The organism is Lysinibacillus mangiferihumi, assembly GCF_003049665.1.
Classification (GTDB): domain Bacteria; phylum Bacillota; class Bacilli; order Bacillales_A; family Planococcaceae; genus Lysinibacillus; species Lysinibacillus mangiferihumi.
The window spans coordinates 40283-65139 of sequence record NZ_PYWM01000006.1; the positions used below are offsets into that span (position 1 = coordinate 40283).

Genomic DNA, 24857 nt, shown 5'->3' on the forward strand with positions numbered 1-24857 from the left:
CTTTTTTGTATAGTAAGCATAAAAAACTAAATTATTTCCCAAGAAATAATTGTCGAAATACGGAAACTGTTCGTGAATAATGCATGGAAGCAAAAAGCATGTTAGAGTTAAGAGTAGTAACTTTACAAATGCACATTGTTTAGAATAGATGAATAGCGAAAGGGAGAGAATGTATGAGTAAAACAATTTTAGTTGTTGACGATGAGAAACCAATCGCAGATATTTTACAGTTTAATTTAATTAAAGAAGGCTACAAAGTAATTTGTGCGTATGATGGAGATGAAGCATTAGAAAAGGTTGAGGAAGAGCAGCCAGATTTAATGCTGTTAGATATAATGTTACCAAAAAGAGATGGTATGGAAGTTTGTAGAGAAATTCGAAAAAAATACGATTTCCCTATTATTATGTTAACCGCTAAAGGCTCAGAGATTGATAAAGTATTAGGGTTAGAAATGGGCGCGGATGATTACGTAACGAAGCCATTTAGTACTCGTGAGTTAATCGCACGTGTGAAAGCGAATATGCGTCGCCTTCAAGTAGTAGCTCCTGCAGCAGAGGAAGAAGAGGAAACATCCAATGAGATTGTAGTAGGCTCTCTTGTTATCCAACCTGACGCTTATCAGGTGATGAAGCGCGATGAAGCAATTGAATTAACACATCGTGAGTTTGAATTGCTTCATTATTTAGGAAAACATATTGGACAAGTGATGACGCGTGAGCATCTTTTACAAACTGTATGGGGTTACGATTATTTTGGTGACGTACGTACAGTCGATGTAACGATTCGTCGCCTTCGTGAAAAGATAGAGGATAATCCAAGTCATCCGGCATGGATTGTCACTAGACGTGGCGTAGGGTATTATTTACGAAATCCTGAACAGGAGTAAAGGAAATGCAGAAAGTAAGCTTCTTTAAATCAATTCATGTCAAGCTTGTACTAATTTATATTTTGTTGATTATGTTGGCATTACAAATTATAGGCATCTATTTTGCAAAGCAACTAGAGGAAAATTTGAAAAGTAATTTTCAAGAGTCTATTTTTCAGCGTGTAGATTTGATGCAATATAGCATTCGTGAAGAAATTTTAAAAGAACGCGATGAAAGTATGCCTTCACTTGAGGAAAGTTTGAAATCCATTGTAAAAGAATTTTCCACAGGGTTGAAGGATGTTTCGACAGGCGATATTTTAGAAATTCGCGTAATTGATAGTAGACAGCGTATACTTGCAACTTCAGAAGTAGATAATCAAAATTTAATAGGACAACGTTCGAATACAGACCTTGTCCGTCGAGCGATATCAGCCGAAACACTATTTGATCTGATAAAACTGGACAATAAAACAAGAAATCGAGTATGGGTATTAGCAACGCCAATTCGTGATGGCGCTGGACCTGATGATGAAATTATCGGGGTGCTTTACATTGAAGCAAATATTGAATCTGTTTTCGAGCAGATGAGTGATATTAACCGTATTTTCCTAGGTGGTACCGCTGTGTCGTTAGTGGTTACTATTTTCTTAGGCATTTTAGTAGCGCGTACTATTACGCAGCCGATTGCTGATATGCGTAAACAAGCACAAGCCATGGCGAAAGGGAACTTTTCTCGTAAAGTACGAGTCTATGGAACTGATGAGATTGGCCAACTGGCTACTACATTTAACCACTTAACCAATCGATTGCAAGAGTCTCAATCGACGACAGAGGCTGAACGACGGAAACTTCATTCGGTCCTTAGTAATATGACCGATGGTGTAATTGCAACAGACCGTAAAGGACGCATTATTCTTATTAATGATCCAGCCTTAGAGTTATTGCATATTTCGAGGGATATCACATTGGGGCGTCCAATCGCTTCGGTGTTAGGCATCGACCAAGAATATAGCTTTGAGGATTTAATCCATATGAATGATGCCGTCAATTTGGACTTTAGTACGGCAGAGGCACCCTATATTTTACGTGCCAATTTCTCGGTAATTCAAAAAGAAACAGGGTTTATTAATGGGTTAATTACTGTACTTCATGATATTACGGAACAGGAAAAGATTGAGATGGAGCGTAGAGAGTTTGTATCGAATGTCTCACACGAACTTCGTACACCATTAACAACGATGCGTAGTTACCTTGAAGCATTAATTGATGGGGCTTGGAAAGACGAAAATATAGCACCTACATTTTTAAATGTTACGCAAACAGAGACAGAGCGAATGATTCGTTTAGTGAATGATTTACTACAATTATCACGAATGGATAGTAGTAATTACAAATTGAACACAGATATTGTGTTATTTAATTCATTCTTTAATCGGATTATCGATCGCTTTGAAATGTCTAAATCAGAAAATGTAACATTTGAACGATTACTTCCAGAGACATCCTATTACGTTGAAATTGATACGGATAAGGTGACGCAAGTAATTGATAATGTGATCTCAAATGCAATAAAATATTCTCCAGATGGGGGTAGTGTACGTTTTGGTTTTACCATCCAAGGAGATACGTTGAAGGTCATGATTTCGGATGATGGCATGGGTATTCCAAAAGAAAATGTAGGACGTATTTTTGATCGTTTTTATCGCGTGGATCGCGCCCGCGCACGCTCTATGGGCGGAACAGGTCTAGGGCTAGCGATTGCGCGAGAAATGATTGAAGCACATGGTGGGAAGATTTGGGCTGAAAGTGAAGAGGGATATGGGACAACCGTTTTCTTCACATTACCATTTGAATTAGATGATTTTGACGAGGCAGGTGAGTGGGAATGAAATATATAGAACCGGTAAAATCCATTGTTTTATTTCTACTCGTTATGCTGAGTGTTGTGCTAACCTTTATTATTTGGACATATACGCCTGATTACAATGTAATAGAGCAAACAGAAGGTAAGGAAATTTTAATTGGTACACAAAAGAAAATAGAAGATGTTATTAAGCCGTATAAAGCTATTTATAGCAGTGACGAAGAATTAACAGGTACTGTATCAAACGGCGCCATGAAAGATATTATGAATATCTTTCATGGCTGGAACATCCTAGACCTAGTTCGAGTGAACAATAATATTTCACCAGCAAATGTTAACGAGATGATACGTGCTAATAACCGTATGACTGTATTTTTTGCCGGGGAAATTCCATTTTCAGAGCTAGGTACAATTTTTAACTTTGGTGAAAAAGAGTTACCAGAGACAACGTTTAATCGCATTATAATCGATTGGACAAATTACGCTAACAAAGAAGTACAAATATATTTCATTAGTAGCTCTAACAAATCACTATTACGCTCACATGCAAGTATTACAAATGCCAATCAATTTGCAAAAGATATTATTGAACCATCCAAACTGCATAGTGCGTATAAAGAAGTAGAACGAGATGGCTATACGTCGCTTTACGTGCCAAATGATACAATTGAATCCGTAAAATATACGTATTATATGAATGAACTTTCACCTGAATTATTTAAAAATGTCTTATTTTCAGAGCCAAACGTCGTACAGCGTAATGTAGACAGTGCGACATTTGAAAAATATACAGATGGCTTGTCTCTTATGACTGTGGATACAAGGTTTAAATCATTGACTTATGTCTATCCAGCGGCAGAAAGTAGCGAACGAGTTGAACCATCGAAGCTCTTCCGGGATAGCTTTGAATTTATCAATGAGCATGGAGGCTTTACAACAGATTACCGCTATGTATCAAGCAATCCAAGTAAAAATCAAATCGAGTACCAGCTGTTTTTACAAGGGTTCCCCGTCTATAGTGATCAAGCAAGTACGCGTATCAAAACGGTATGGGGAGATAATCGCATTTTCCGCTATAATCGTCCATACTTCTCTTTAGACATATCGGAAAAAGAGATTAAAGAACTGCCATCTGGTACAGAAATCGTTGAAAAAATTCATAAACTTAATAATATTGTATTATCAGATATCGATGAAATTGCTGTTGGGTATTATTTAACACAAGATGAAAATCTAAGATTATTTACATTAGAACCAAGCTGGTTTGTTATTCGCAACGGTTCATGGGTTTTACTGACACCTGAAATGCTTGGGGGTGTAAAAAATGGATTGGAATAGAACAAAATCCATTTTTATAGTCGTCTTTTTAATATTAAATATTTTCTTATATTCATTGTATGTCAATCGTTACAATGAGGCGCAAAGTGTTGAAGTACCAGGTGAGAAAACGTTAGATGCCCGATTGAAAGAGGATAATATTACGTATGGTGTACTGCCTAATAACGTGGAATCAGCTACCCTTATTTCTGGTAAAGTCCACACTTTTACGGCTGCTGATTTTACCAATCCTAATCATCGCGTAAATAGCTTAGATGCAAAATTAGAAGTCAAAGAGGCGCATGTCATTTTCGTAAATCCAGTGAAGTTGCGAAATGTTAATGATGATGCCAGTTTCACAGAATTTGTGCAGGCAAATATTAAAGAAGGCAGTTCCTATGGATTATGGAAGGTTAATCGTGAAGAGCGTGTAGCTATTTTCTTTCAAAAAGCAAATAATCGAATGCTCTATTACAATAAGAGTGGTCTGTTAAAAATACAGTGGAATGCGGACAATGAAGTAACAATGTATGAGCAAACGTTGCTAGACAATATTGAGGAAGTGGGGCAACAACAAAGTGTGCTTCCGCCGATTCAAGTTGTGCAGGCATTATACGCAAAAGGGCTTTTAAAGCCAGATTCACATGTTGACAAGATGCAGCTAGGCTATTCCACACTTGTCTATTTAACGAAAAAACAAGTATTATTGCCAACATGGGAAGTACGAGTAAAATTAGCAGACGGTGAAACGGAAGAGTATTTTGTTGATGCTGTGGCAGGTAAGATTATTGAAATTCAAGAGGACAAGCAAGAGGTTGAAGAAGAAGAGTGGGGAGTTTAAAGATGCGATTTAGTGTTTTAGCAAGTGGTAGTACAGGCAATTCGATTTATGTAGAGAACGATAATCATGCATTTATTGTCGATGCTGGCTTAAGTGGCAAAAAGATGGAGCAGCTCTTCACAAAAATCGATCGCAATATGAAACAGCTAAGTGGCATTTTAGTTACACATGAGCACAGTGATCATATTAAAGGAATTGGCGTATTGGCTCGTAAATACAATGTACCGGTATATGCAAATGCTAAAACGTGGCAAGCGATGGATGGACTCGTTGGAGATATTCCGCTAGAGCAACGTTTTGAGTTTGAAATGGAGACGGTGAAGCATTTTGGCTCTTTAGCTATAGAATCCTTTGCTGTTTCACACGATGCAGTAGATCCGATGTTTTATTCATTTCATGAAAATGGTCGTAAACTCGTGGTAATTACCGATACAGGCTATGTTAGTGATCGTATGAAGGGCATTATTCGTGGGGCAGATTCCTTCGTGTTTGAAAGTAATCATGATGTCAATATGCTACAAATGGGTCGCTATCCGTGGTCTATAAAACGTCGTATTTTGAGTGATGTAGGACACGTATCGAACGAAGATGCTGCTATTGCAATGAGCGAGGTAGTATTTGAAAAGCCAACGAATATTTATTTAGCCCATTTAAGTAAAGATAATAATATGAAAGAGCTTGCGCGTATGAGTGTGACACAAACGTTGCAATCTTGCGGGATTATCGCAGGTGAGTATGTTCATTTAGTAGATACGGATGCAGAAGAGCCAACAAAGCTAGTAACGGTTTAAGAATAAATCAGGTTCAAGCGTTCATATAAAAAAGAAAAGCTGTTCAATGACATTTTATAGTTAATGCATTGAACAGCTATTTTTTATGTCCATTTTATTTATTTTTCATGTAATTTTAATGTTTGAATCGTATGATAAAGGCAAGAATTAATAGATAGAAGTTGTACGAAAGGATGAGGAACATGAGTTATTTAAATGATGATGACAAAAACAGTGATTTTCTAAATAATGATGAAATCCAAAAATCCCCTCTACAGGAGAGATTGGAACGTGAGGAAAAAGAAATGCAAGCGAAGCGTTCTAAAAAGAAAGACAGCGGCGGAGGAAAAGGTGGCTATTTCTTTAGTGGTCTAATAGGGGTTATTATTGGTGCATTACTTGTGTGGCTAATGCTTCCTGGGCTTGTCAATCAAATGCCGGGGACAACAACAAGTAGTTCCGGTAAAAATGACACAACCATCAATCAGGTTGCAACAGAAGTGACGACAGATGTTACAGGTGCTGTTGAGAAAGTATCAGGCGCTGTAGTAGGAATCACCAATATTCAAGAAGTAACAAGTGGGGATTTTTGGAACCAGCCAACAACAACAGAAAAGGAAATTGGAAGCGGCTCAGGTGTTATTTATAAAGTTAGTGGTGATAAAGCCTTTATCGTTACAAATAATCACGTAATTGAAGGGGCAAAACAGTTAGAAGTAACAATGCAAGATGGCTCAAAAGAAGTGGCGCAATTAGTCGGTAGCGACGTTTGGACAGACTTAGCCGTTATTTCAATCAGTGCGAAAGATGTTAAAACAGTTGCAACATTTGGTAATTCAGATGTACTAAAACAAGGTGAAACAGTGATTGCGATTGGGAATCCACTAGGTCTAGATTTTTATGGCTCTGTGACAACAGGTGTCGTGTCAGGTAAAGACCGTTCAGTACCAGTCGATTTAAATGGTGACAAGGTTGCAGATTGGCAACAAGAAGTGTTACAAACAGACGCAGCCATTAACCGTGGTAATAGTGGTGGTGCACTAGTAAACTTAGCTGGTGAATTAGTTGGTATTAACTCCATGAAAATTGCTGAGTCATCAGTTGAAGGTTTAGGATTCTCCATTCCAATCAATTCAGCGATTCCAATTATTCAGGAATTAGAGAAAAATGGTGAAATGAAACGTCCAACGATGGGGATTTCATTAGTGGATTTAACTGAGGTACCAGCGTACTATCAACAACAAACATTAAATTTACCAAAAGACGTAACAACAGGTGTTGTCATTACAGATGTTGTAGCTAACTCACCAGCTTCAAAAGCAGGTGTAAAACAATATGATGTAATTGTTGAAATGGACGGTAAAAAAATCGAAACTTCGATTGATTTACGTAAGCACTTGTACAACGACAAAAAAATTGGTGATACATTAACAATGAAAGTATACCGCGAAGGTAAGTTAGTGGAATTAACATTAACATTAACAAATAGCGATTCATTGTAATAAGCTAATCGGTGGTAGATGTAAAATCTACTACCGATTTTTTATTTAAAGAGATTTTTTATTTAAAGAATAATTTTACCAAGGGAATTTACAATTATAGATGTGGATAACTAGAAATTTGTGAATAATTACTTTACACAGCAATTAGCGAGAGAAAGCCTTTCTTTCCTACTTGCTATTCCTTTGTTACAATAGATTGTGGATAACATAGACCGAATTGTGAATAAGTTTGTGGAAATTTCGGAAAATAAGGAGACATGTAAAAATGGAAAAATTCAGTTGCGAAAAGCATATAGATCACGCTTTAGACATGTTTGTTGCGGAGCAAAAAGTATTCCCAATTATGGATAAAGTAGAAAAGGGAAAAAAGTTATCCACAAAATGTAGTTACTGCGAACAGCCAGCAGAATATATTGTATCAAGTAAATAACTTTACACAATATATAGGAAACGGTTGTGGATATGTTGATAACTTTTGTGGATAATTTGTTTGTAAATGAAATGTAAAGGTGGATAACGTGTGAATATAACAATTGTATCAGTCGGAAAACTAAAAGAAAAGTACTTAAAAATGGGGATCGACGAATACGTAAAACGCCTTGGTGGCTATGCAAAAATGGAGTTAACGGAAGTGCCTGATGAAAAAGCACCGGAGCAATTAAGCGAGGCAGAAATGGAAATTGTAAAGAAAAAAGAAGGCGAACGGATCCTTGCAAAACTAAGCCCAGATACATACGTAATCGCCCTTGCCATTAACGGCAAAATGAAAACATCTGAAGAAATGGCAGCCGATATCGAGTCCTTAATGACGTATGGAAAAAGTAAAATTGCCTTCGTCATAGGCGGTTCACTCGGCCTACACGACGACGTCCTCAAACGTGCCGACGAAAAACAATCATTTGGCAAGATGACATTACCACATCAGCTAATGAAGCTAGTCTTGATTGAGCAAATTTACCGAAGCTTTCGCATTATTAAGGGAGAGCCTTATCACAAGTAAGTGAGGTTTTTGAATGAACCACATAGAATTGTTGATTTCTCAGCGTTCAAATGTACTGATGTATTTTTACGTTCTATTCCATTCTAAAACTTCAATTATTTGATTCCCTTGTTGTTTTTGCGAATCCGGCTTTAAGACTTTGGAGCATCTTTTTTTTCAGCAGGTACATCGCTCTCTTTTTTATACAATGTAAAATTCTTTGTGGACTCCAGTGCAAGGGCAATAATACTATAAACGTGGTGCCAGTCACTCAAGCATATTTGTTGGAGCGACTGGCACCTTTTGTAACGTGTCTTTGGACCTGTAGACGTTTTTTACATTATATTCTAAAATTAACCCGTAAAATTATTCCAATATCCATAGAATAAAGTGAATTTAAGCGAAGGAGATTGTTATGACAATTGATCATGAAGGAAAACGAAAACAGTTAAAAGTAATCCAATTTGATAAAGATCGAAATACGCTTATTGAAAAGACTGAGCCGAGTGAAACTTTTGCTGACGTTGGTGGTTTGGAGGAAGTTAAGAAAAAGATTCAGATGAATTTTATTCTCCCTCTTAAAAATCCGGAGTTTTTTAAAGCATATGGGAAAGAAGCGGGTGGAAGTTTACTGCTTTATGGACCACCAGGTTGTGGGAAAACATTTTTAGCAAAAGCGATTGCTGGTGAAATTAACGCTAGTTTTATACATATGGAATTACAGGCAATTTTATCGATGTATATAGGAGAAAGTGAACATAATCTACACGATGTATTTGAAGCTGCGCGGGAAAACAAACCATGTGTCTTATTTATTGATGAATTGGATGCAATTGGTGGAAATCGTCAAAACATGAGACAGCATCATGAGCGAATGCTTGTCAATCAATTACTTCTTGAGTTAGATGGATTAGATGCTCATAACCATGGTATTTATGTCATCGGTGCAACGAATACACCGTGGTATTTGGATTCCGCATTAAGGAGACCAGGTCGTTTCAATCAATTACTTTTTATTTCCCCGCCTGCTGTAGAGGAAAGGGAGGTCATTCTGAAACTAAAGCTGAAAGACAAGCCACAGAACGCACTTAATCATAAAAAAATTGCTAGTAAAACAGCTCATTTCTCGGGGGCAGATCTTGAACAACTTGTTGGGGATGCCATCGAGTCCGCATTACAACGTTCATTGGAAATGGGCGAATTACAACCGTTAACGAATAATGATTTAAGCGAAGCATTGAGCCGCCGTAAGCCAACAACTTTGGAATGGTTTTCAACAGCTAAAAATTATGCCACCTTTAGTGATGTGAATAAAGACTATCAACAAGTCCTGGAATATTTAAAAGAGAATAAGATTAGATAGGGTGTGGAATGCGTGAATGAAGAGGCGCAATATGCACAATTCATCCGGATTGAACAATTATATGAATGGGAACGTTTGCAAGAAGCCATTAAAGAGACGGAAAACTATATTCAACAATACCCCGAAGATGCGGATGGCTATGCCGTACTTAGTAAGGTTTATTTAAAACAAGGGGACCACAAAAAGGCTTTACATTGGTCACTAGAATCATTAAAGAAAGACCCAGAAAATGAAATTGCATGGGAATTTAGGGTAAGTACACTTTACACGGCTGGTAAATATAAAGAGACAATGACTGCAATTCAAGAGGCTTTAACGCTGTTTCCTGATGACGCCTTTTATTATTTTTTAAAAGGGAATATTTACAATAAAAATGGGGAGTACGAGGAGGCGAAAGAAAGTTTTCTTATAGCGTTAAAGTTGGAACCATCCAATGCGTTTTATCTTGCAAGCTATAGTTATGTTGAAAGTATTTTGGGGAACCAAGAAATTGCTCTCCAAGCAGAAAAACAAGCGTTACAACTAGATTCAGAGAGTTCGACGGTCTTTTTGTATGTAGCTTGGGCTGCTGACCAAAGAGGAGATTACGCGCAGGCATTGTCTTATTTGGAAAATGCAGTTCGATTAGAACCTAACAATCAGCAATTAAGAGTAGAGTACTTGGAAATTTTGCAAAAGCAATTTAAGGTGTACCAATGGCTCTTAGTGCCTTCTAGAATGTTAAATAAAGTAAAGCCGGCAATGGTATTTCTTATTTGGCTTGTGGCCTGGATGTTATTCAAGCCTCTTGTAGTTGTTTTTATTATTTTATATGTTGCTGCTCATTGGATAACAAAAATGATTGTCAATGTAAAAGTGTTCGGTCGGTTATTTGTAAAGGTGTAAATAATACCAAGCAGTCACTGTTTGATAATCCGTTTTGAAATAATAAGGGGAGACGATATTATTAGCAACTACTGCTATATTGAATTTTTCATTTCACCATAGTGTTATATTGCAACGAATTGAGTCTATATTTGGCTATATTAAAAAATGAAAGAGGACACTATTCAAATTGAAAATTTTGATAATGATACTGCGTTAATGGACTTTTTTTACAGAATATGGGGTGTCCTATTTTTGGTGGCTGCGTAGAAATTTGTGAAACGATTGAAAGACTATATTTCAATCCAATTGGATTACCATATGGGGGAATGAGGCTTTGCAGGAAGCAATCAAGTCATTTGGGGTAAAAATTATAAATGTGCACGGGTAATTATGTTTTAGTCTTAAATATCAATACTGAAAGCTTCTCTGAGCATTACGAGAAAAAAATAGGAAAGAGATACAAGGATCAGTAAAGCGTAAGGAGTATATAAATAGTCTATTAACAAAGGAACTTTCACCAATATCTGTTTATCGCCATTTTAATAATGGAAATTCTCCTTTATTTTTTAAATACTATAAAGAGTACTTCGGAACGCTACATACCGGTGTCTATTCACCAAAAGATTTAAGCCTCATAATTGGTGTAGGAGAGAATAGTGAACCAATTATGTTTTCCCTAAGAAAATATTTTGATGGAACTTTAAGTCTTTCTGGAGTTATGAAAGGAAGAATTAATAAAGCTTTATAAAATTGACTAACCTCTTTTGGTTTTGGAGTAGCATAATTGGTGATCAAATGTAAACTAAATAAAAACCGCACTTAAAGTAGGTAAGGTTCACCGTACCTACTTTAAGTGCGGTTGATAATCCCACAACAATAATCATCGCAAAAATATATAGATTGTCATTCACTAAAGAACACGAAATAGGTGTTCTTTTTTTATTTATTGAGGAAAGTAGTTGCATCTGACGTAACGGTAGATTTTATACTGGAGGAAAGGGAGCTGAAAATATATGTATTCAATAGGTCAATTTGCAAAGAAGACAGGGCTAACGGTACGGGCTTTACGGTTTTATAGTGAAAAGGGATTGATAGAACCATGCTATATTTCAGAATCGGGGCATCGTTATTACAATGACGGTAACATCGAGACCCTTCAAAAAATCGTCACCTTAAAATATTTGGATTATTCTTTAGAGGAGATAGAAGATATTTTACAGAACGGGGAACAGCAGTTAATCGAATCATTAATGTTTCAAAAACGCCAATTAGAGAAGAAGCGAAACCAAATCGATCGTGTAATTACGAGCTTGGATCAGGCGATTAACATAGGAAAACAAAAAGAAGCCATTGATACATCCATTTTTTTAACGATGATATTTAACTTACTCAAAGAGGATGAGCAACGAGACTATTGGCGAGGGATGTTACCTGATGAGTTAATCGAGCGGCTATATAACTTTTTCGGAATGAATATGATTGAATTTAATCGAAAATACATGGCTTTAGCTAATCAATTGAAGCAGGCATACGTTCAACCGATTCAAGACGATTCTTTGAAAGCACTAATGGAGCAGCTATTATCATTAATTCCACAAGATATGGTAGAAGATTTAGTCGAAGTATTAAAGGAATATGAAGATATTGAGCTAAATGATTGGTTATTTCCTACACCTTTTACAAAGGAAGAGGAAGAATGGTTTATTTCGCAGGCTGAACGACTAGGAGTGTATAGGGGGGAAGCTGATGAATAATTCAGTACGAGGCATTTGGCAGCTTGTGAATAGCAGTCGATTATCAAAGAAACTGACGATAGGCACTCTTTTACTGAGTATTGTTGAAACACTTATTGGATTGACTGTGCCATTATTTACGATGAGAATGATTAATGATTTTTCAACGATTGGTTTCTCATGGCAGTCCATTTTATTAGTAGGTGTATTTCTTATTTTCCAGGCAGTACTTAGTGGTGTAACGTTTTATATGATGCGTAAGCTTGGGGAAAGAATTGTGGCTAATTTGCGAATGAAGGTATGGGCACATGTTTTACGGTTACGTATTCCTTACTTTGATGCACATGAATCTGGGGAAACCATGAGCAGAATTACGCAAGATACGAATGTTATTAAGGAACTTATTACAGATCATTTAATTAGTTTTATTTCGGGCTTATTTGCAATTGTTGGTGCGGTAATAATATTAATCATCATTGATTGGAAAATGACATTATTGATGCTAATATCAGTGCCAGTAGCCATTTTATTGACCTTGCCTCTTGGACAACGTATTCATAAAATCGCGAGGGCAAATCAAGATGAGCTTGCTAGTTTTACAGGACAGTTGGGGCGTGTATTAACGAATATACGACTCGTGAAAACGTCGCAAACAGAAAACTATGAGCAGCTAAATGGAGAAGAAAAAATCCAACATTTGTATCAATTTGGATTAAAAGAATCAAAAATTTTAGCCGTGTTATCACCCATTATGACGTTTATTATGATGGTGGTACTCATTTTATTATTCGGCTATGGCGGCGCAAAAGTAGCAACAGGTGCGATTACTGCAGGTGAACTTGTAGCGATTATTATTTACCTTGTGCAAATTATTATTCCATTTACACAAATGGCAACATTTTTCACTTCACTTCAAAAGGCAATGGGTGCGACAGAACGATTACAAGAAATTTTAAATGAACCAATTGAAGGATATGGAAAAAATGCTATTTCGTCTTCCAATGAGTCAATTACTTTTGAAAATGTTGTGTTTCAATACAATGATAATCCAATTTTAAAAGGTATTTCTTTTACGATTCCAGCTGGTAAAACAACCGCATTGGTTAGTGCCAGTGGCGGAGGGAAAACGACAATGTTTTCATTAATAGAACAATTTTATCATGTTACAGAGGGGACTATTCGATTTGGAGAACAGCCAATTGAACAAATCCTTTTAAAGGAGTGGCGCAGCTTATTTGGATATGTATCGCAAGAAGCCCCACTCATGAATGGAACAATTCGTGATAATGTAACATATGGGAAAAGTGATGTTTTAGAAACAGATATTATAGAGGCATTAAAAAATGCCTACGCATGGGATTTTGTTCAACAGTTTGAAAAAGGATTAGATACTGAAGTAGGCGAAGGGGGAATTAAATTATCAGGGGGACAAAGACAACGGATAGCAATCGCACGTGCTTTATTCCGAAATCCAGCAATCCTATTATTAGATGAAGCAACATCTAACCTTGATAATGACTCAGAGAGAGAGGTACAAAAGGCAATAGAGTATGTTATGAAAGGACGTACAACCGTTATTATTGCACACCGCTTATCTACAATTGTACATGCCGATCAAATTTTAGTGTTTGAGGATGGTCTTATTACGGGTTCTGGAAAACATGAGGAACTTCAAGAACATCATCCGTATTATAAACAGCTAATTAAACTAATGACAAAGTAAAAGATTGAATTCTTCGTTAGACATATTCAAAGAAAAATGAATATGTCTTTTTTTATGTTATAAGGAATTAATAGTTATATTAAGGAAAAATACCTGTATGGATGGAACTTATATAGCATATTCTAGTTACTGAATAACTAGAATATGATTATAAAAATGCGGAAAAAGGTATAAGAAAAAAATGTTAAAAAAACCTTAATATGTAATATAATTATTTGGTGGGAACTTATAGTATTTATAAAATTATCGGAGGTATTTTCATGTCAGACAAAAGTTTTGTAGCAACAATATTACTTTGCTTCTTTTTAGGTAGTTTAGGTGTTCACCGTTTTTATGTAGGCAAAATAGGTACAGGGATACTAATGTTTATTACATTAGGCGGTTTAGGTATTTGGACACTAGTAGACTTAATTATGATTATCGTTGGTAAATTTACTGATAAAGACGGCAACCTTGTTAAATCTAATTAAACATAAGAAGTACAATAGTGAATAAAAAACAATGAGTTTGTACATACATTTTACGCTTGTTGCTTTTATTTATAGCAATACATTAAAAGAAGGGAGACTTTTCAATGTCTACCCTTCTTAATTGTTTCATACAGTTAGTGTTCTATTGTAATTAATAGTAATAATAGCTATCATTCATCATTTCAGTTGCAAAGCCTATTACAAATGAAATAATCGCTACAATAATTGAAATAGCTAGACCAATTACCGCGAATATTAAAGCTGATTTTGCTGCTTTTGGCTGTGTATCTTTCCATGCAAAATAGATAATAAAACCAAGTAGAGGGAAACAGCATAAGCTGAGTACATTAATCCAAATGTTTGGTGCATCTTCTTTTGCTACAGTCTTTTGTTTGTGAAATGTTAATACGTTAACACCGCAATGTATACAAATTTCGGCATTGTCATCAATGCTAGAACCACAATTAGGACAAAACATCGTAAAACCCCCTACATATTAAAAAAATTCCCATTTGCCAACTTGCTTCCCTTGTTGTTTTTTATTTGCAATCAGGACAGCATCGATTACGTTAATAGGCGTAATAATAAAAGAAGATAATCCTAAGGTTATCAATGTAAGAATAAAAGAAACGACTAACATAACTAACCCTTTAAAAATTTGTCCCATTATTATTTGTCCTAATCCAACGAGGAAAAAGCTTAGAATCCCCATAATCGCTGGATGATAAGATTCTGCTGCTCGCGTTTTTTTAATTTCTTTTAGCATAGAGCCACAAGCAATACACATGGCTTGATTACTATCTACCTTAGAGCCACATGAGTGACAGAAGTTTTTAGTGACGTAAGGTCGTACGCCACATTTTGTGCAAATTTCCGTTAACGCAGCAATAGGTTCACTACAATGAGTACAATACATAACTATGCCCTCGTGCTATTGACTTGCTAATCCAATAATGAACATTACGATATAGAATAATACGATAACTCCTATGCTAATGAAGAAGAATGTTAAAGCGGATTTAGCCGCAACTGGTTTTTCATTTTTCCAAATAAAATACATAATTAATCCAACAAGTGGTACACAGCAAAGTGTAATGATGTTAATACCCCAGTTTGGTTTGTCATCCCCAACTGCATTTTTTACTCGGACACCACAGTGAATACAAATTTCGGCGTGTTCTGAAATTTGTTCGCCACAGTTTCTACAAAACATAATAGTACCTCCAATAATTCATTGTAGATTTCTTCCAACATTTTGACCCAATAAAAAAAATTGGTAACCCATAATGTAGAAAATATATATAATACCGATACCACCCGATAATCCAGTAAGGAACCGTCTATTATTAGTACTTGTCCATTTACCAAATAATTGTCCAAAACCATCAATAGCCATTGGTAAAATTAGTAATATGATAATCCGCAAATCTATTAAACCTAAAAGTATCACTAACATGATGGATAAGAGATATCCTACAGCCATCCCAGTACATCTTGCACATAAAGGGAACTTTTTACCTTTAAAATGGAATGAGCGGTCTGGCCTTTGATGGCAAAAGAAAAAAACTTGCAATAAAAAATTAATATTTTTTGCCATATTTGTAAGCTCCTTTATTATTCTAGCGTATAGTATATAACAAAAATGGAAACTAGTGAATACAATACATAATTTTAGTTTTATTGTAATGTAAGGTAAAATTATACATAGTAACTTTTTGCGAAAATGTATATTTTTAAATGAAGTTTTTAGCTAATCTGAAGTGTAATGTGAGATTGAGTTTGTAAATATAGCTTAGCCAAAGCGGGAATACACATTAAATAAATACTATAAACAGAATAAAAGTGTTTCTGTGCAACGGTAGAAATCGATAACAATGCTGTCGGCAATGCGATTCGTCGTAAGAACTAGCTGTTAGTGAAGCTGGTACTAAAGTCAATGCCATCTGCTTAAGTTTAGCTGAAACGGCAAAAGCAAACGGATTTTTTTTCAATTCTATTATTAGATAGAGCTTACATACAAAATTACATTTCCATCAGCAGTCAATTAAATAATTACATGCCTTGGTCGAAAAATAACAATCGATCTGTACAAAATAGTCGTCTATTCTAAAAAAAAGATAGATGGCTATTCGTGATGCATATAAAGAAGATATGCTTGTTTTTCATAATTACTGATAATCAATCATTTTTTATTGATATTCAATAAAAAATATTTGATTATCATAATATATATGCTAAAATAAGTAAAAAAAGGGAGTGGTGATATAGTGAGCTATCGCGTGCTGAAATTACTTAATATTTTAATTTTCCTAGGAATTATAGTGTGTTTTTTAAACATCGTAAGTTTAACAGTATTTTATTTTACAGATTTATCTGAATATGGATTGAATTTAAAAATTAAAATTGGTGCAATTGAAGTATTTGGAAATGAATTAGATTTTACGTTTGATATATTAGTGATGGTAATCATTAATAGCTTATTAGTACTATGTTTATTATTTTTTGCTTTAACAATAATAAAGAATTTAATAAAAAAACAAATATTTATTGAGAAAAATTACAAAATAATTAGAAATACATCTTATATACTTGCAATAATGTCTATTTTTAGTAATATACCTCAAAACTTAGTAATAAATGAGATTCTCGAGAAACAAAAAGTATTATCAGAAAATATTGATAGTAGTCTTTCGATAAATTATGGATTTTTAATTGCAGCAGTCACTCTATTTGTATTTAGTTTTATCTTTAAAGAAGGAATAAGGATAGCAGAAGAAAATAAATTTACTGTATAGGGTAGTGACAGCTTATGATACGAATTAATCTTGACGTCGAAATGGCAAAAAAGAAAATATTATTAGGACAATTAGCAAAAGAAATTGATATAACAAATAGTAATCTTTCAATTTTAAAAACAGGTAAAGCAAAAGCTATTCGGTTTGCAACTTTGGATGCAATTTGTAAAGCGTTAAATTGTCAACCTGGCGACATCTTAGAATATATAGAAGATGAAAGTCAAAATAATTAAAGGAGGGCGCCAAGAGACACGGGAGGTATGTCATCATAAGCATCGTAAAGATCTAATAGTGCATCACATAGTGGAATTTAAAAGTTAATTTTTCCCACTTTAAAGATGGATTAAACCGTTGATATATCAACATTTATAGAGGGAGAGTGTTATTGTGGAAGCGATTATTACATTATCGAATGTATCTAAATCATTTCAATTACAACAAGTAGTGAAAAACTTATCACTAACTATACCAAAAGGTTCTCTATATGGATTTTTAGGACCAAACGGTGCTGGAAAAACAACAACTATGAGAATTTTAGTAGGATTAATAGAAGCAGATGAAGGTGAAATATTATTTAAAGGAAAGAACATTAAAAAGTGGAGAAAATCCCTATTTAACCATGTTGGTTGTTTCATTGATTCGCCTAGTTATTACCCTAATTTAACTGCTTATGAAAACCTAGCTTATATTCAAAAAATAACCGATAAACCGTTAGCTGAAGTAGATAGAGTTTTAAATGTAACAGGCATCTATTATGCTAAGGATAAAAAAGTTAAAAACTTTTCAATGGGAATGAAGCAAAGATTAGGATTAGCGTTTGCAATGTTAAATGATCCAGATATATTGATTTTGGATGAACCTACAAATGGATTAGATCCTGAAGGCATTCACGAAATTAGAAATTTTTTAATTAATTTATGTAAAAATGAGGGGAAGACCATTTTTGTATCTAGCCATAATTTAGCTGAAATTGAAATGATGGCAGATTATATTGCTTTAATTAATCAAGGGAAATTAATATATGATGGTAAGTTAGAAGATGTTTTAATTTCAGAAGAATATATTGTGAAAGTTAAACAATCGGAAGAAGTGATACAAATGCTTACTAATAGTGGTTTAGATGTTACAAGATTGAAAGATAATAAATTTTCATTTAAAGCAGATCAATATAAGATGGCCGTTATAAATAAAAAGATGGCAGAAAAAAATATAGATGTATATGAATTAACACCTAGAAAAAGAACATTAGAAGAAATATTTTTAAATTTGACTAAGACAGATAATCCTCTTAAGAAAGAAGTGGGATTGTATGAGTAGTTTTATAAATATTGGTAAGGTTGAATTTCAAAAAATAGGTTCATTTAAACTCATATTACTAATAATTATATCTGCATTAATCACATTTGGATTAAGTTTATCCTTTATCTTATATAAAAAAGAGTATTTGTTAAGTGAAGGACTAATGGAGATTCAATCCATTATTTCTATATCAGCTTATTTTGCAACTTTTACATTAGCAATTTTTTCAGCAATAAATTGGTATTATTTAATATCTTTTGAAAATAAAAATGGAACATGGTCTATTTTATTAACGAAACCTATTTCTAAATTTAAATTATTAATGACTAAACATACTTTGCATTTAGTAATGTATATAGCGTTTAATATTTTATATACCACGGCATCTTTTATCCTATTGATAATAATGAATATTGAATTTAATATTAGTGAATTTTTGAAACTCCAATTTATCTTTTTTTTAGTTGCCATCACTATTCCTTATAGTCAATTACTATTTCATTTAATGGTTAAAAACGGTTTGTTGGCTTTTTCTTTAACAATTATTATTTTATTCTTTTTTTTAATCAAGGATATTATACCTGATATTTTTGCAATGTTCATTCCTTTATTAAACGTCGATAATGTGTGGATAGACATAAAAAATACTAGAATTATCACTCTTTATTGTATTGAATCTATTTTATATGGAGTAATTATTTTCTTAATCTCTATAAAAAATAATTACTATACTTATGAATGAGTACGAGGGGGGAGAGAGATGAGTTTTATTGAGGAATTTAAAAAGATAAAAGGATCAGGGGCTTATATATTGCTAGCTGTATTACTATTGCTGCCTATATGTATACAAGGAGTTTTAGGTTTAGGTCCAATAGTTACGGATTATAAATATTATGTTACTACATTTGGATTGTTTTGTAGATTATTTTTGAGTGTAGCTATCGGTTTACTTATTTCATTATCATTTTATAATGAATACAGACGTAAAGGATATCTAAACGTTATTTTAAATGGTCATTCATTTGCCAATCTTATAATTAATAAAATGTTATTTTTTTATACCTTTATACTAGTATATTTGCTTACAGCACTTTTTATTAGCCTAGGTTTTCAATTATTCGATGGTTCTAATATAGGCCTGTATTATAAAGAGTTATTAATTAGTTTTTCCTTTCTATTTATAACAAGTATATTACTAATAAATATACATATGTTCTTATGTATGTTTTTTAATCAACATACTATGATTTCTTTAATTATCTCCGTATTATGCTCTTTTTTAAACGTTTTTATTGTTCCTACTCAACTATGGATCATGTTCCCATGGTCATATCCAACTAGAATTTTATACTTTGCATCATTAAATACATTAGATTTTGTTACAATTCTATTAATTACAATATGTTCATTTGCGTTAATTCTTTATTATAATTCCATAAATGTGAGGAGTACTTAAGAATGTTTTAAAAATCAAAATCCATAGGACCGATTTTATATTGATAGTGCTCTATGTTGAGCGTTAGGGAGTCCGAGATAATAATCCCTTCGCTTTCTAGTAACGCCTTTTGATGGGCTGCATTTTTAAAGGTAATTTCCCCTTTGATGTTTACAATACGATGCCAAGGAAGATTATATTTTTCACTCATTGTATGTAATATTCTTACCACCTGTCTGGCTCCTCTAGGACTGCCCGCACATGCTGCAACTTGGCTATAAGTCATAACTTTACCGCTTGGTATATTTTTTAGGACAGCTATCACATTTTTAGTAAATGGTTGCATATTATTCAACCCCTATAGTAAAAGATATTAATACTAATTATGCCTTAACTGCAGCTTATCCTCAATAATACCAAACGTAAGGCATTACAGTTAACAAAAAAAGTGTTAAATTGACGCAGCCAATCTAACACTTCCATTTTTTCATATAAATCAAAGGACTCAAAAAACTTTGCTAAACTTAGCTGTGGGTCCTTTGTGCCGCTTATATAATAATCTAAAATTTGCTCGATTTTTTCAAAAGCCGGAATCGTCTGCTCGACAATTTGTCCTATATCTGTCGCCATTTCATTTGTAATAGAATTGGAGGCTGCGATAACTAAATACTCTTTTTTAGGGAAGTACCGAAATATTGTTGCAATCCAAACCCCAGCGGCATCTGCCACGTCTTGCATCTGTATGTTTTGAACGCCTTGTTCTAAAAATAAATCCTTGGCAATTTGGATAATATTTTGGCGACGTTGTAGTTTTTGTTGTTCTCGTTTACTCATTTTCGTCACTCCAACTATTCTTCTTACATTAATTGTAGCATGTTTACTTGCTATCACTTATGTTCGCATTGCAGCTAATTCTACTTATTTCTTTATGTTTGTAATAGCGCTCATAGCATTTATTGTAGTGTGGTTTGTACCCAAAAATAAAAAAGTAAGTAATTAATGCATGAGTTGCCAAAATAGAAAGTACCGTTCTAAATTTTTAGAGAGGTGCTTTTTTCTAAATAAAAAACACCTCTAAGTGGCATCTTAGAAGTGTTTGGGATATCAATTTATAATAATAGAAAAAATGCTCAATCCATTGATAAAAATGTGAGCATGTGTTAGATTTATATAGATAGGCACTTTCTTATTTAAAAGTGTATAATATCTCTATTTTAATTATAGAGCATTGTTTTTCATAAGTCAACCCATATACTTTAATTTTTAAGGAGTGAATGCGATGAAGTCGGAGTTTCAGCAAGAGCAACAACGTTTGGACATTGTTATGGAGACTATTTCAGAGCAACTGAGTAAGTTGGAGAAAGAAACTTTACAGCGTAAGAATGAAGTAGTAAATATTCGCAAACATTTTTGGGACGAAATTAAGGTCAATATGGATACCTTTGATGATTACCTTGAGACGATTATCGGATTAAGACAAGAAACGCAAGCACTGTCTGTCAGTCAAAGCACACACAAACATGCTTCTAAAAGATTGTCTACACTGCGTCGGATGCAGAAAGTGCCTTACTTCGGTCGAATTGATTTTTTAGAAGAAGGTATGTCGGTGAAAGAACAAGTCTATATTGGTATTTCATCGCTTATGGATAAAAGCGGGGAGGATTTCCTTATTTACGATTGGAGATCACCTATTTCGAGTGTTTACTATGATTACATGCCAGGCCCTGCCCAGTACACGACACCGGAAGGCATTATTTACGGAGAATTAGAGAAAAAGTGGCAATACCTAATTCGTGAAGGGGTACTTCAATCCATGTTTGATACAAGTTTGACAATTGGGGATGAAATTTTACAGCAAGTGCTAGGGCAAGGTACAAACAAGCATATGCAAAGTATAGTAGCAACGATTCAACAGGAGCAAAACCGAATTATCCGCCATGATCAAGGCAGGTTGCTTATTGTACATGGAGCAGCTGGCAGTGGGAAAACTTCAGCAGCTTTACAACGCATTGCTTATTTGCTTTATAAATACCGCGACAGACTGAATGCCGATCAAATTATATTATTTTCACCTAATGCTATGTTTAACAGCTATGTCTCGAATGTATTGCCTGAACTAGGCGAAGAAAATATGCAGCAAGTAACGTTTCAGGAGTACTTACATCACCGACTAAGTAAAGAGTTCGAAGTTGAAAATCCGTATGAACAATTGGAATATGTCTTAACTGAAGCCCATACGCCTGCTCATAGTATAAGAGTAGCGAACATCCGCTTCAAAGCATCTACGCGCTTTTTTGAAGTTATTAAAGCATACAGAAAGTCGCTGGAGTTTAACGGTATGATATTCAAAGACATTCACTTCAGAGGACAACCGATACTTACCGCACAACAAATTGGTGAACAATTTTATCGTAACGACACGTCACTTAATTTCCATAATCGACTGGAAAAATTAACAGAATGGATTTTAAAGAAAGTGAAAGAAACCGAAAAAGTTGAATGGAAAAAGGAGTGGGTGCAAGAAGAAATTGAATTGCTTAGTAATGAAGAATACCATAAGGCACGCGTTTATTTAGCTAAAAAGCAAGGCTTTGCCAGAGAGACGATAGCCGATTATGAGATGGAGCCTCATAAACTTGCGCGATTGATTGTATCTAAGAAGCTGAAGACATTGCGGAAACGAATTCGTGCGTTACAATTTATCGACATTAAGGAAATCTACAAGCAGTTGTTTATTGAACCTGAGCAAATAACACAGTGGGTAGATGGTGAAACACCAGTAGAGTGGGAGGCTATTTGCCAAGCAACGCGAGAGATGTTAGATGAAGATAAATTATATTACGAAGATGCTACTCCTTTTTTATTGATGAAAGAATTAATTCAAGGTTTTCAAACGAATAGCGCAATCAAGCATATTCTTGTGGATGAGGCGCAGGACTATTCGCCATTTCAATTCGAGTTTTTAAAACGCTTATTTCCTTTTGCGAGGATGACGGTGCTAGGTGATTTTAATCAGGCTATCTTTGCACATGCTAGCGAAATAATTGATTTTAATATGCTGAGTAGCCTATATGGACCTGATGAAACAGAAGTTATTACGATGACGCGTAGTTATCGCTCGACAAAACCGATTATCGAGTTTACACGTAAACTAGTGCCGAATGGCGAACACATTATGCCGTTTGAACGAGATGGCGCATTACCTGTGCTAACACAATTATCGGATCGTGCAGCTTTACATCTTGCTATTACAACGAAAGTCGAAGCTTTGCGACAAGACGGCTATAACAGTATTGCCATTATCTGCAAAACTGCTGAGGAAAGCAAACATGCATTTGAAGCTTTGTCCAATATTGAGGATGTGAAGCTTATAAAATATGGCTCACCGGAGTACGAACAAGGTGTCGTCATTATTCCATCTTATTTATCCAAAGGAATTGAATTTGAAGCGGTTATCATTTACGATGCATCTGAGCACATATATGGTGATGACAGTTTACGTAGAGTTTTCTACACTGCCTGCACGAGAGCTATGCATTATTTGCAACTATATAGCGTAGGGGAACCGAGCCCACTTTTACGCAATGCTATACAGGAAAATTGAAGTGCCAGTCACTCAAACAATTCTCAAACAATTTGGCTTCCTAGGACGCACATGATGTAAGCCGCAACAAATTGTAAGTTGCGGCTTACGCTGTGCCTGCGGCAAGGGCATGGATTTTTACGGAATAGGGGATTTCATCATTATTCAATTTGCTGTGTAAAAGCTTAACACCAAACAATTATTTCATGCGGTGTCGTTTGGGCGGGAATGCTTCTTGTCGTAGGGCCGTAGACAACAATAAGGGTGCGATTTGCAGGGCTTTTTGAAAAAGGTTGCCCATTTTTAAGTAAAATTGGCGTGTAGGGAGCAATATTTAATTGTAATTGCCCATCACTACTCAACAATTGAGAATTAAAAAAGTCGACTTTTACATTTTGATAGCTGTTTTCTTTTACAACGATTAGTGCTTGGTATTGTGGAGGATAAATCATTGGGGCAGGTGCATTCCCATCATAATACCCAACAATGCGATCCCCGCGGCTTACAACTTCTTGATTTACAAAGTAAGTAGAAGGTGAAATAACAAAATTAACGATGCCACCAGCACCGTCTTCTACAGTCATTAAAGTATAACAACCTTCACTTTCCCCATTCTGTCCGACAGCAAAATCATTTATTTGTGAAACGATACCTTGAAAAAATTTAAAATTGACCATAGCCATTCCTTTCTTAAAAAAGTGTAAGCAATTACTGAAGACAACTTCACGCCCTGCATTCAATTCAACATCCCTTCGTACAGGGTCATTGTAATCTATGTAACAAGCCTATTAGGGGTGACTCAAAATATGTCGCTTTATTTTTTAATACAAAGGAATAATATATTTTTTACTTAAATCACTATATACTTATCTAGAACTAAAACGTAATTTTTCTAAGGAGGGGAGCTTTTTGAATTGGATTTCTAAAAATAAGAAACCCTTTTTAGCATTCATCGTTATTCTTATTATTATTGCGGGTCTGCTCGATATTAAATATGAAGGACTATTCTTTCAAATGTTACCTAAAACTGTTCAAGACTTTTTAGCTAACTTGTTTTAAATACAAGTTTTATTAAATGTCTAGACAAGCAAAAGTACAGACTGTGCTTTTTTGCATAAATGAATTCATGTATAAATAAAAGTCCATCAGACTGGCCAAACTTTAAGATGAAAAGTAATCCGCGCAGTTCGATTCCTTTTCAATAAAAATCAATGGAGGATGGCTATGTCAAATATAAACACAAATCGTAACAATGCAAAAGCCAAGGACAAGTTTAGTGCGAAAAAACAAGAAGTTAATCAAAATGGTAAAAAGCTCTATCAAGGAGAGTTTGGCTCTGAATTTGATTTTGATGGGGCTGTAGCACAAGCAAATAACTTTCCTGAAGCACAAGGGAAAAATGCCGCTCGACAGCCCGTAAGCGAGCGGACTGCATGGCACTAGTTTG

General features: G+C 34.7%; 28 protein-coding genes and 1 pseudogene. 22 read left to right on the top strand and 7 right to left on the bottom strand.

Annotated features, from left to right (window positions below; translation table 11 throughout):
* Positions 1-173 precede the first annotated feature (173 nt).
* The 14 genes and pseudogenes from yycF to C9J37_RS07780 all read left to right on the top strand — a co-directional run bounded on the left by yycF (position 174) and on the right by C9J37_RS07780 (position 14298).
* A complete protein-coding gene (gene yycF / locus C9J37_RS07715) occupies positions 174-887 on the top strand; it encodes a cell wall metabolism response regulator VicR (protein ID WP_024364334.1) in 714 nt (237 codons plus the stop codon).
* A gap of 5 nt (positions 888-892) precedes the next feature.
* The gene (walK, locus tag C9J37_RS07720) at positions 893-2758 is read left to right on the top strand and encodes a cell wall metabolism sensor histidine kinase WalK (RefSeq protein ID WP_107894911.1); all 1866 of its coding nucleotides are present in this window, start codon (positions 893-895) and stop codon (positions 2756-2758) included.
* A complete protein-coding gene (locus C9J37_RS07725) occupies positions 2755-4071 on the top strand; it encodes a YycH family regulatory protein (RefSeq protein WP_107894912.1) in 1317 nt (438 codons plus the stop codon). The genes walK and C9J37_RS07725 overlap by 4 nt, the downstream gene beginning before the upstream one ends.
* Positions 4058-4891 carry a two-component system regulatory protein YycI gene (locus C9J37_RS07730; RefSeq protein WP_107894913.1) on the top strand — a complete coding sequence of 278 codons (834 nt, stop codon included), beginning with the start codon at positions 4058-4060 and terminating at the stop codon, positions 4889-4891. Before C9J37_RS07725 ends, C9J37_RS07730 begins: the two co-directional genes overlap by 14 nt.
* A 2-nt stretch (positions 4892-4893) precedes the next feature.
* Complete coding sequence (locus C9J37_RS07735) at positions 4894-5682, top strand: MBL fold metallo-hydrolase (protein ID WP_107894914.1); 789 nt, start codon at positions 4894-4896, stop codon at positions 5680-5682.
* A gap of 182 nt (positions 5683-5864) precedes the next feature.
* A complete protein-coding gene (locus tag C9J37_RS07740; protein ID WP_107894915.1) occupies positions 5865-7163 on the top strand; it encodes a S1C family serine protease in 1299 nt (432 codons plus the stop codon).
* A 265-nt stretch (positions 7164-7428) separates the two neighbouring features.
* Complete coding sequence (locus C9J37_RS07745; RefSeq protein ID WP_107894916.1) at positions 7429-7593, top strand: CxxH/CxxC protein; 165 nt, start codon at positions 7429-7431, stop codon at positions 7591-7593.
* 90 nt (positions 7594-7683) lie between these two features.
* Positions 7684-8163: a 23S rRNA (pseudouridine(1915)-N(3))-methyltransferase RlmH gene (rlmH, locus tag C9J37_RS07750; protein ID WP_024364328.1), complete on the top strand. Its 480-nt coding sequence runs from the start codon at positions 7684-7686 to the stop codon at positions 8161-8163.
* A 394-nt stretch (positions 8164-8557) separates the two neighbouring features.
* Positions 8558-9505 carry an ATP-binding protein gene (locus C9J37_RS07755; RefSeq protein ID WP_107894917.1) on the top strand — a complete coding sequence of 316 codons (948 nt, stop codon included), beginning with the start codon at positions 8558-8560 and terminating at the stop codon, positions 9503-9505.
* Between the two features lie 12 nt (positions 9506-9517).
* On the top strand, positions 9518-10390 hold the full coding sequence (locus tag C9J37_RS07760) for a tetratricopeptide repeat protein (protein WP_107894918.1): 873 nt from the start codon (positions 9518-9520) through the stop codon (positions 10388-10390).
* A 427-nt stretch (positions 10391-10817) separates the two neighbouring features.
* Positions 10818-11120 (top strand): annotated as a pseudogene (locus C9J37_RS29545) (carcinine hydrolase/isopenicillin-N N-acyltransferase family protein); the annotation flags it as partial.
* Positions 11121-11385: 265 nt separating this feature from the next.
* Positions 11386-12126: a MerR family transcriptional regulator gene (locus C9J37_RS07770; RefSeq protein WP_107894919.1), complete on the top strand. Its 741-nt coding sequence runs from the start codon at positions 11386-11388 to the stop codon at positions 12124-12126.
* On the top strand, positions 12119-13828 hold the full coding sequence (locus C9J37_RS07775; RefSeq protein WP_107894920.1) for an ABC transporter ATP-binding protein: 1710 nt from the start codon (positions 12119-12121) through the stop codon (positions 13826-13828). Before C9J37_RS07770 ends, C9J37_RS07775 begins: the two co-directional genes overlap by 8 nt.
* A 260-nt stretch (positions 13829-14088) precedes the next feature.
* Positions 14089-14298, top strand: coding sequence for a TM2 domain-containing protein (locus C9J37_RS07780; RefSeq protein ID WP_069514101.1), 210 nt, complete (start codon positions 14089-14091; stop codon positions 14296-14298).
* A gap of 151 nt (positions 14299-14449) precedes the next feature.
* Here the strand turns inward: C9J37_RS07780 and C9J37_RS07785 are convergent, their stop codons facing one another.
* The 4 genes from C9J37_RS07785 to C9J37_RS07800 are packed head-to-tail and all read right to left on the bottom strand — an operon-like array spanning position 14450 to position 15895.
* Positions 14450-14776, bottom strand: a complete 327-nt coding sequence (locus tag C9J37_RS07785; protein WP_024364323.1) for a zinc-ribbon domain-containing protein — start codon at positions 14774-14776, stop codon at positions 14450-14452.
* An 18-nt stretch (positions 14777-14794) separates the two neighbouring features.
* A complete protein-coding gene (locus tag C9J37_RS07790) occupies positions 14795-15214 on the bottom strand; it encodes a zinc ribbon domain-containing protein (RefSeq protein ID WP_107894921.1) in 420 nt (139 codons plus the stop codon).
* 15 nt (positions 15215-15229) lie between these two features.
* Positions 15230-15511, bottom strand: a complete 282-nt coding sequence (locus tag C9J37_RS07795) for a zinc-ribbon domain-containing protein (RefSeq protein WP_069514109.1) — start codon at positions 15509-15511, stop codon at positions 15230-15232.
* An 18-nt stretch (positions 15512-15529) separates the two neighbouring features.
* Complete coding sequence (locus tag C9J37_RS07800; protein WP_024364320.1) at positions 15530-15895, bottom strand: DUF2085 domain-containing protein; 366 nt, start codon at positions 15893-15895, stop codon at positions 15530-15532.
* A gap of 670 nt (positions 15896-16565) precedes the next feature.
* Here C9J37_RS07800 and C9J37_RS07805 point away from each other — a divergent pair.
* The 5 genes from C9J37_RS07805 to C9J37_RS07825 all read left to right on the top strand — a co-directional run bounded on the left by C9J37_RS07805 (position 16566) and on the right by C9J37_RS07825 (position 19848).
* On the top strand, positions 16566-17093 hold the full coding sequence (locus C9J37_RS07805) for a DUF2975 domain-containing protein (protein WP_107894922.1): 528 nt from the start codon (positions 16566-16568) through the stop codon (positions 17091-17093).
* 14 nt (positions 17094-17107) lie between these two features.
* The gene (locus C9J37_RS07810; protein WP_107894923.1) at positions 17108-17326 is read left to right on the top strand and encodes a helix-turn-helix domain-containing protein; all 219 of its coding nucleotides are present in this window, start codon (positions 17108-17110) and stop codon (positions 17324-17326) included.
* Between the two features lie 154 nt (positions 17327-17480).
* A complete protein-coding gene (locus C9J37_RS07815; RefSeq protein ID WP_107894924.1) occupies positions 17481-18410 on the top strand; it encodes an ABC transporter ATP-binding protein in 930 nt (309 codons plus the stop codon).
* A complete protein-coding gene (locus C9J37_RS07820) occupies positions 18403-19134 on the top strand; it encodes an ABC transporter permease (RefSeq protein ID WP_107894925.1) in 732 nt (243 codons plus the stop codon). The genes C9J37_RS07815 and C9J37_RS07820 overlap by 8 nt, the downstream gene beginning before the upstream one ends.
* Before the next feature lie 18 nt (positions 19135-19152).
* Entirely contained in the window at positions 19153-19848 is a 696-nt protein-coding gene (locus tag C9J37_RS07825) for an ABC transporter permease (RefSeq protein WP_107894926.1), read from the top strand.
* A gap of 7 nt (positions 19849-19855) precedes the next feature.
* Here C9J37_RS07825 and C9J37_RS07830 read toward each other — a convergent pair whose 3' ends face one another.
* Both C9J37_RS07830 and C9J37_RS07835 read right to left on the bottom strand, forming a co-directional pair.
* Positions 19856-20173, bottom strand: a complete 318-nt coding sequence (locus C9J37_RS07830; RefSeq protein ID WP_107894927.1) for an MGMT family protein — start codon at positions 20171-20173, stop codon at positions 19856-19858.
* 44 nt (positions 20174-20217) lie between these two features.
* Positions 20218-20661, bottom strand: coding sequence for a TetR/AcrR family transcriptional regulator (locus tag C9J37_RS07835; protein WP_107894928.1), 444 nt, complete (start codon positions 20659-20661; stop codon positions 20218-20220).
* A gap of 445 nt (positions 20662-21106) precedes the next feature.
* On the opposite strand from C9J37_RS07835, the gene helD reads away from it, so the two are divergent.
* Positions 21107-23431 carry an RNA polymerase recycling motor HelD gene (gene helD / locus C9J37_RS07840; protein WP_107894929.1) on the top strand — a complete coding sequence of 775 codons (2325 nt, stop codon included), beginning with the start codon at positions 21107-21109 and terminating at the stop codon, positions 23429-23431.
* 164 nt (positions 23432-23595) lie between these two features.
* Here the strand turns inward: helD and C9J37_RS07845 are convergent, their stop codons facing one another.
* The gene (locus tag C9J37_RS07845; protein ID WP_107895017.1) at positions 23596-24087 is read right to left on the bottom strand and encodes a hypothetical protein; all 492 of its coding nucleotides are present in this window, start codon (positions 24085-24087) and stop codon (positions 23596-23598) included.
* 232 nt (positions 24088-24319) lie between these two features.
* On the opposite strand from C9J37_RS07845, the gene C9J37_RS07850 reads away from it, so the two are divergent.
* Positions 24320-24469 (top strand): hypothetical protein, encoded by a 150-nt coding sequence (locus C9J37_RS07850; RefSeq protein ID WP_235617058.1) that lies wholly within the window; start codon positions 24320-24322, stop codon positions 24467-24469.
* A 165-nt stretch (positions 24470-24634) separates the two neighbouring features.
* On the top strand, positions 24635-24853 hold the full coding sequence (locus tag C9J37_RS07855) for a hypothetical protein (RefSeq protein WP_024364314.1): 219 nt from the start codon (positions 24635-24637) through the stop codon (positions 24851-24853).
* Positions 24854-24857: the final 4 nt, after the last annotated feature.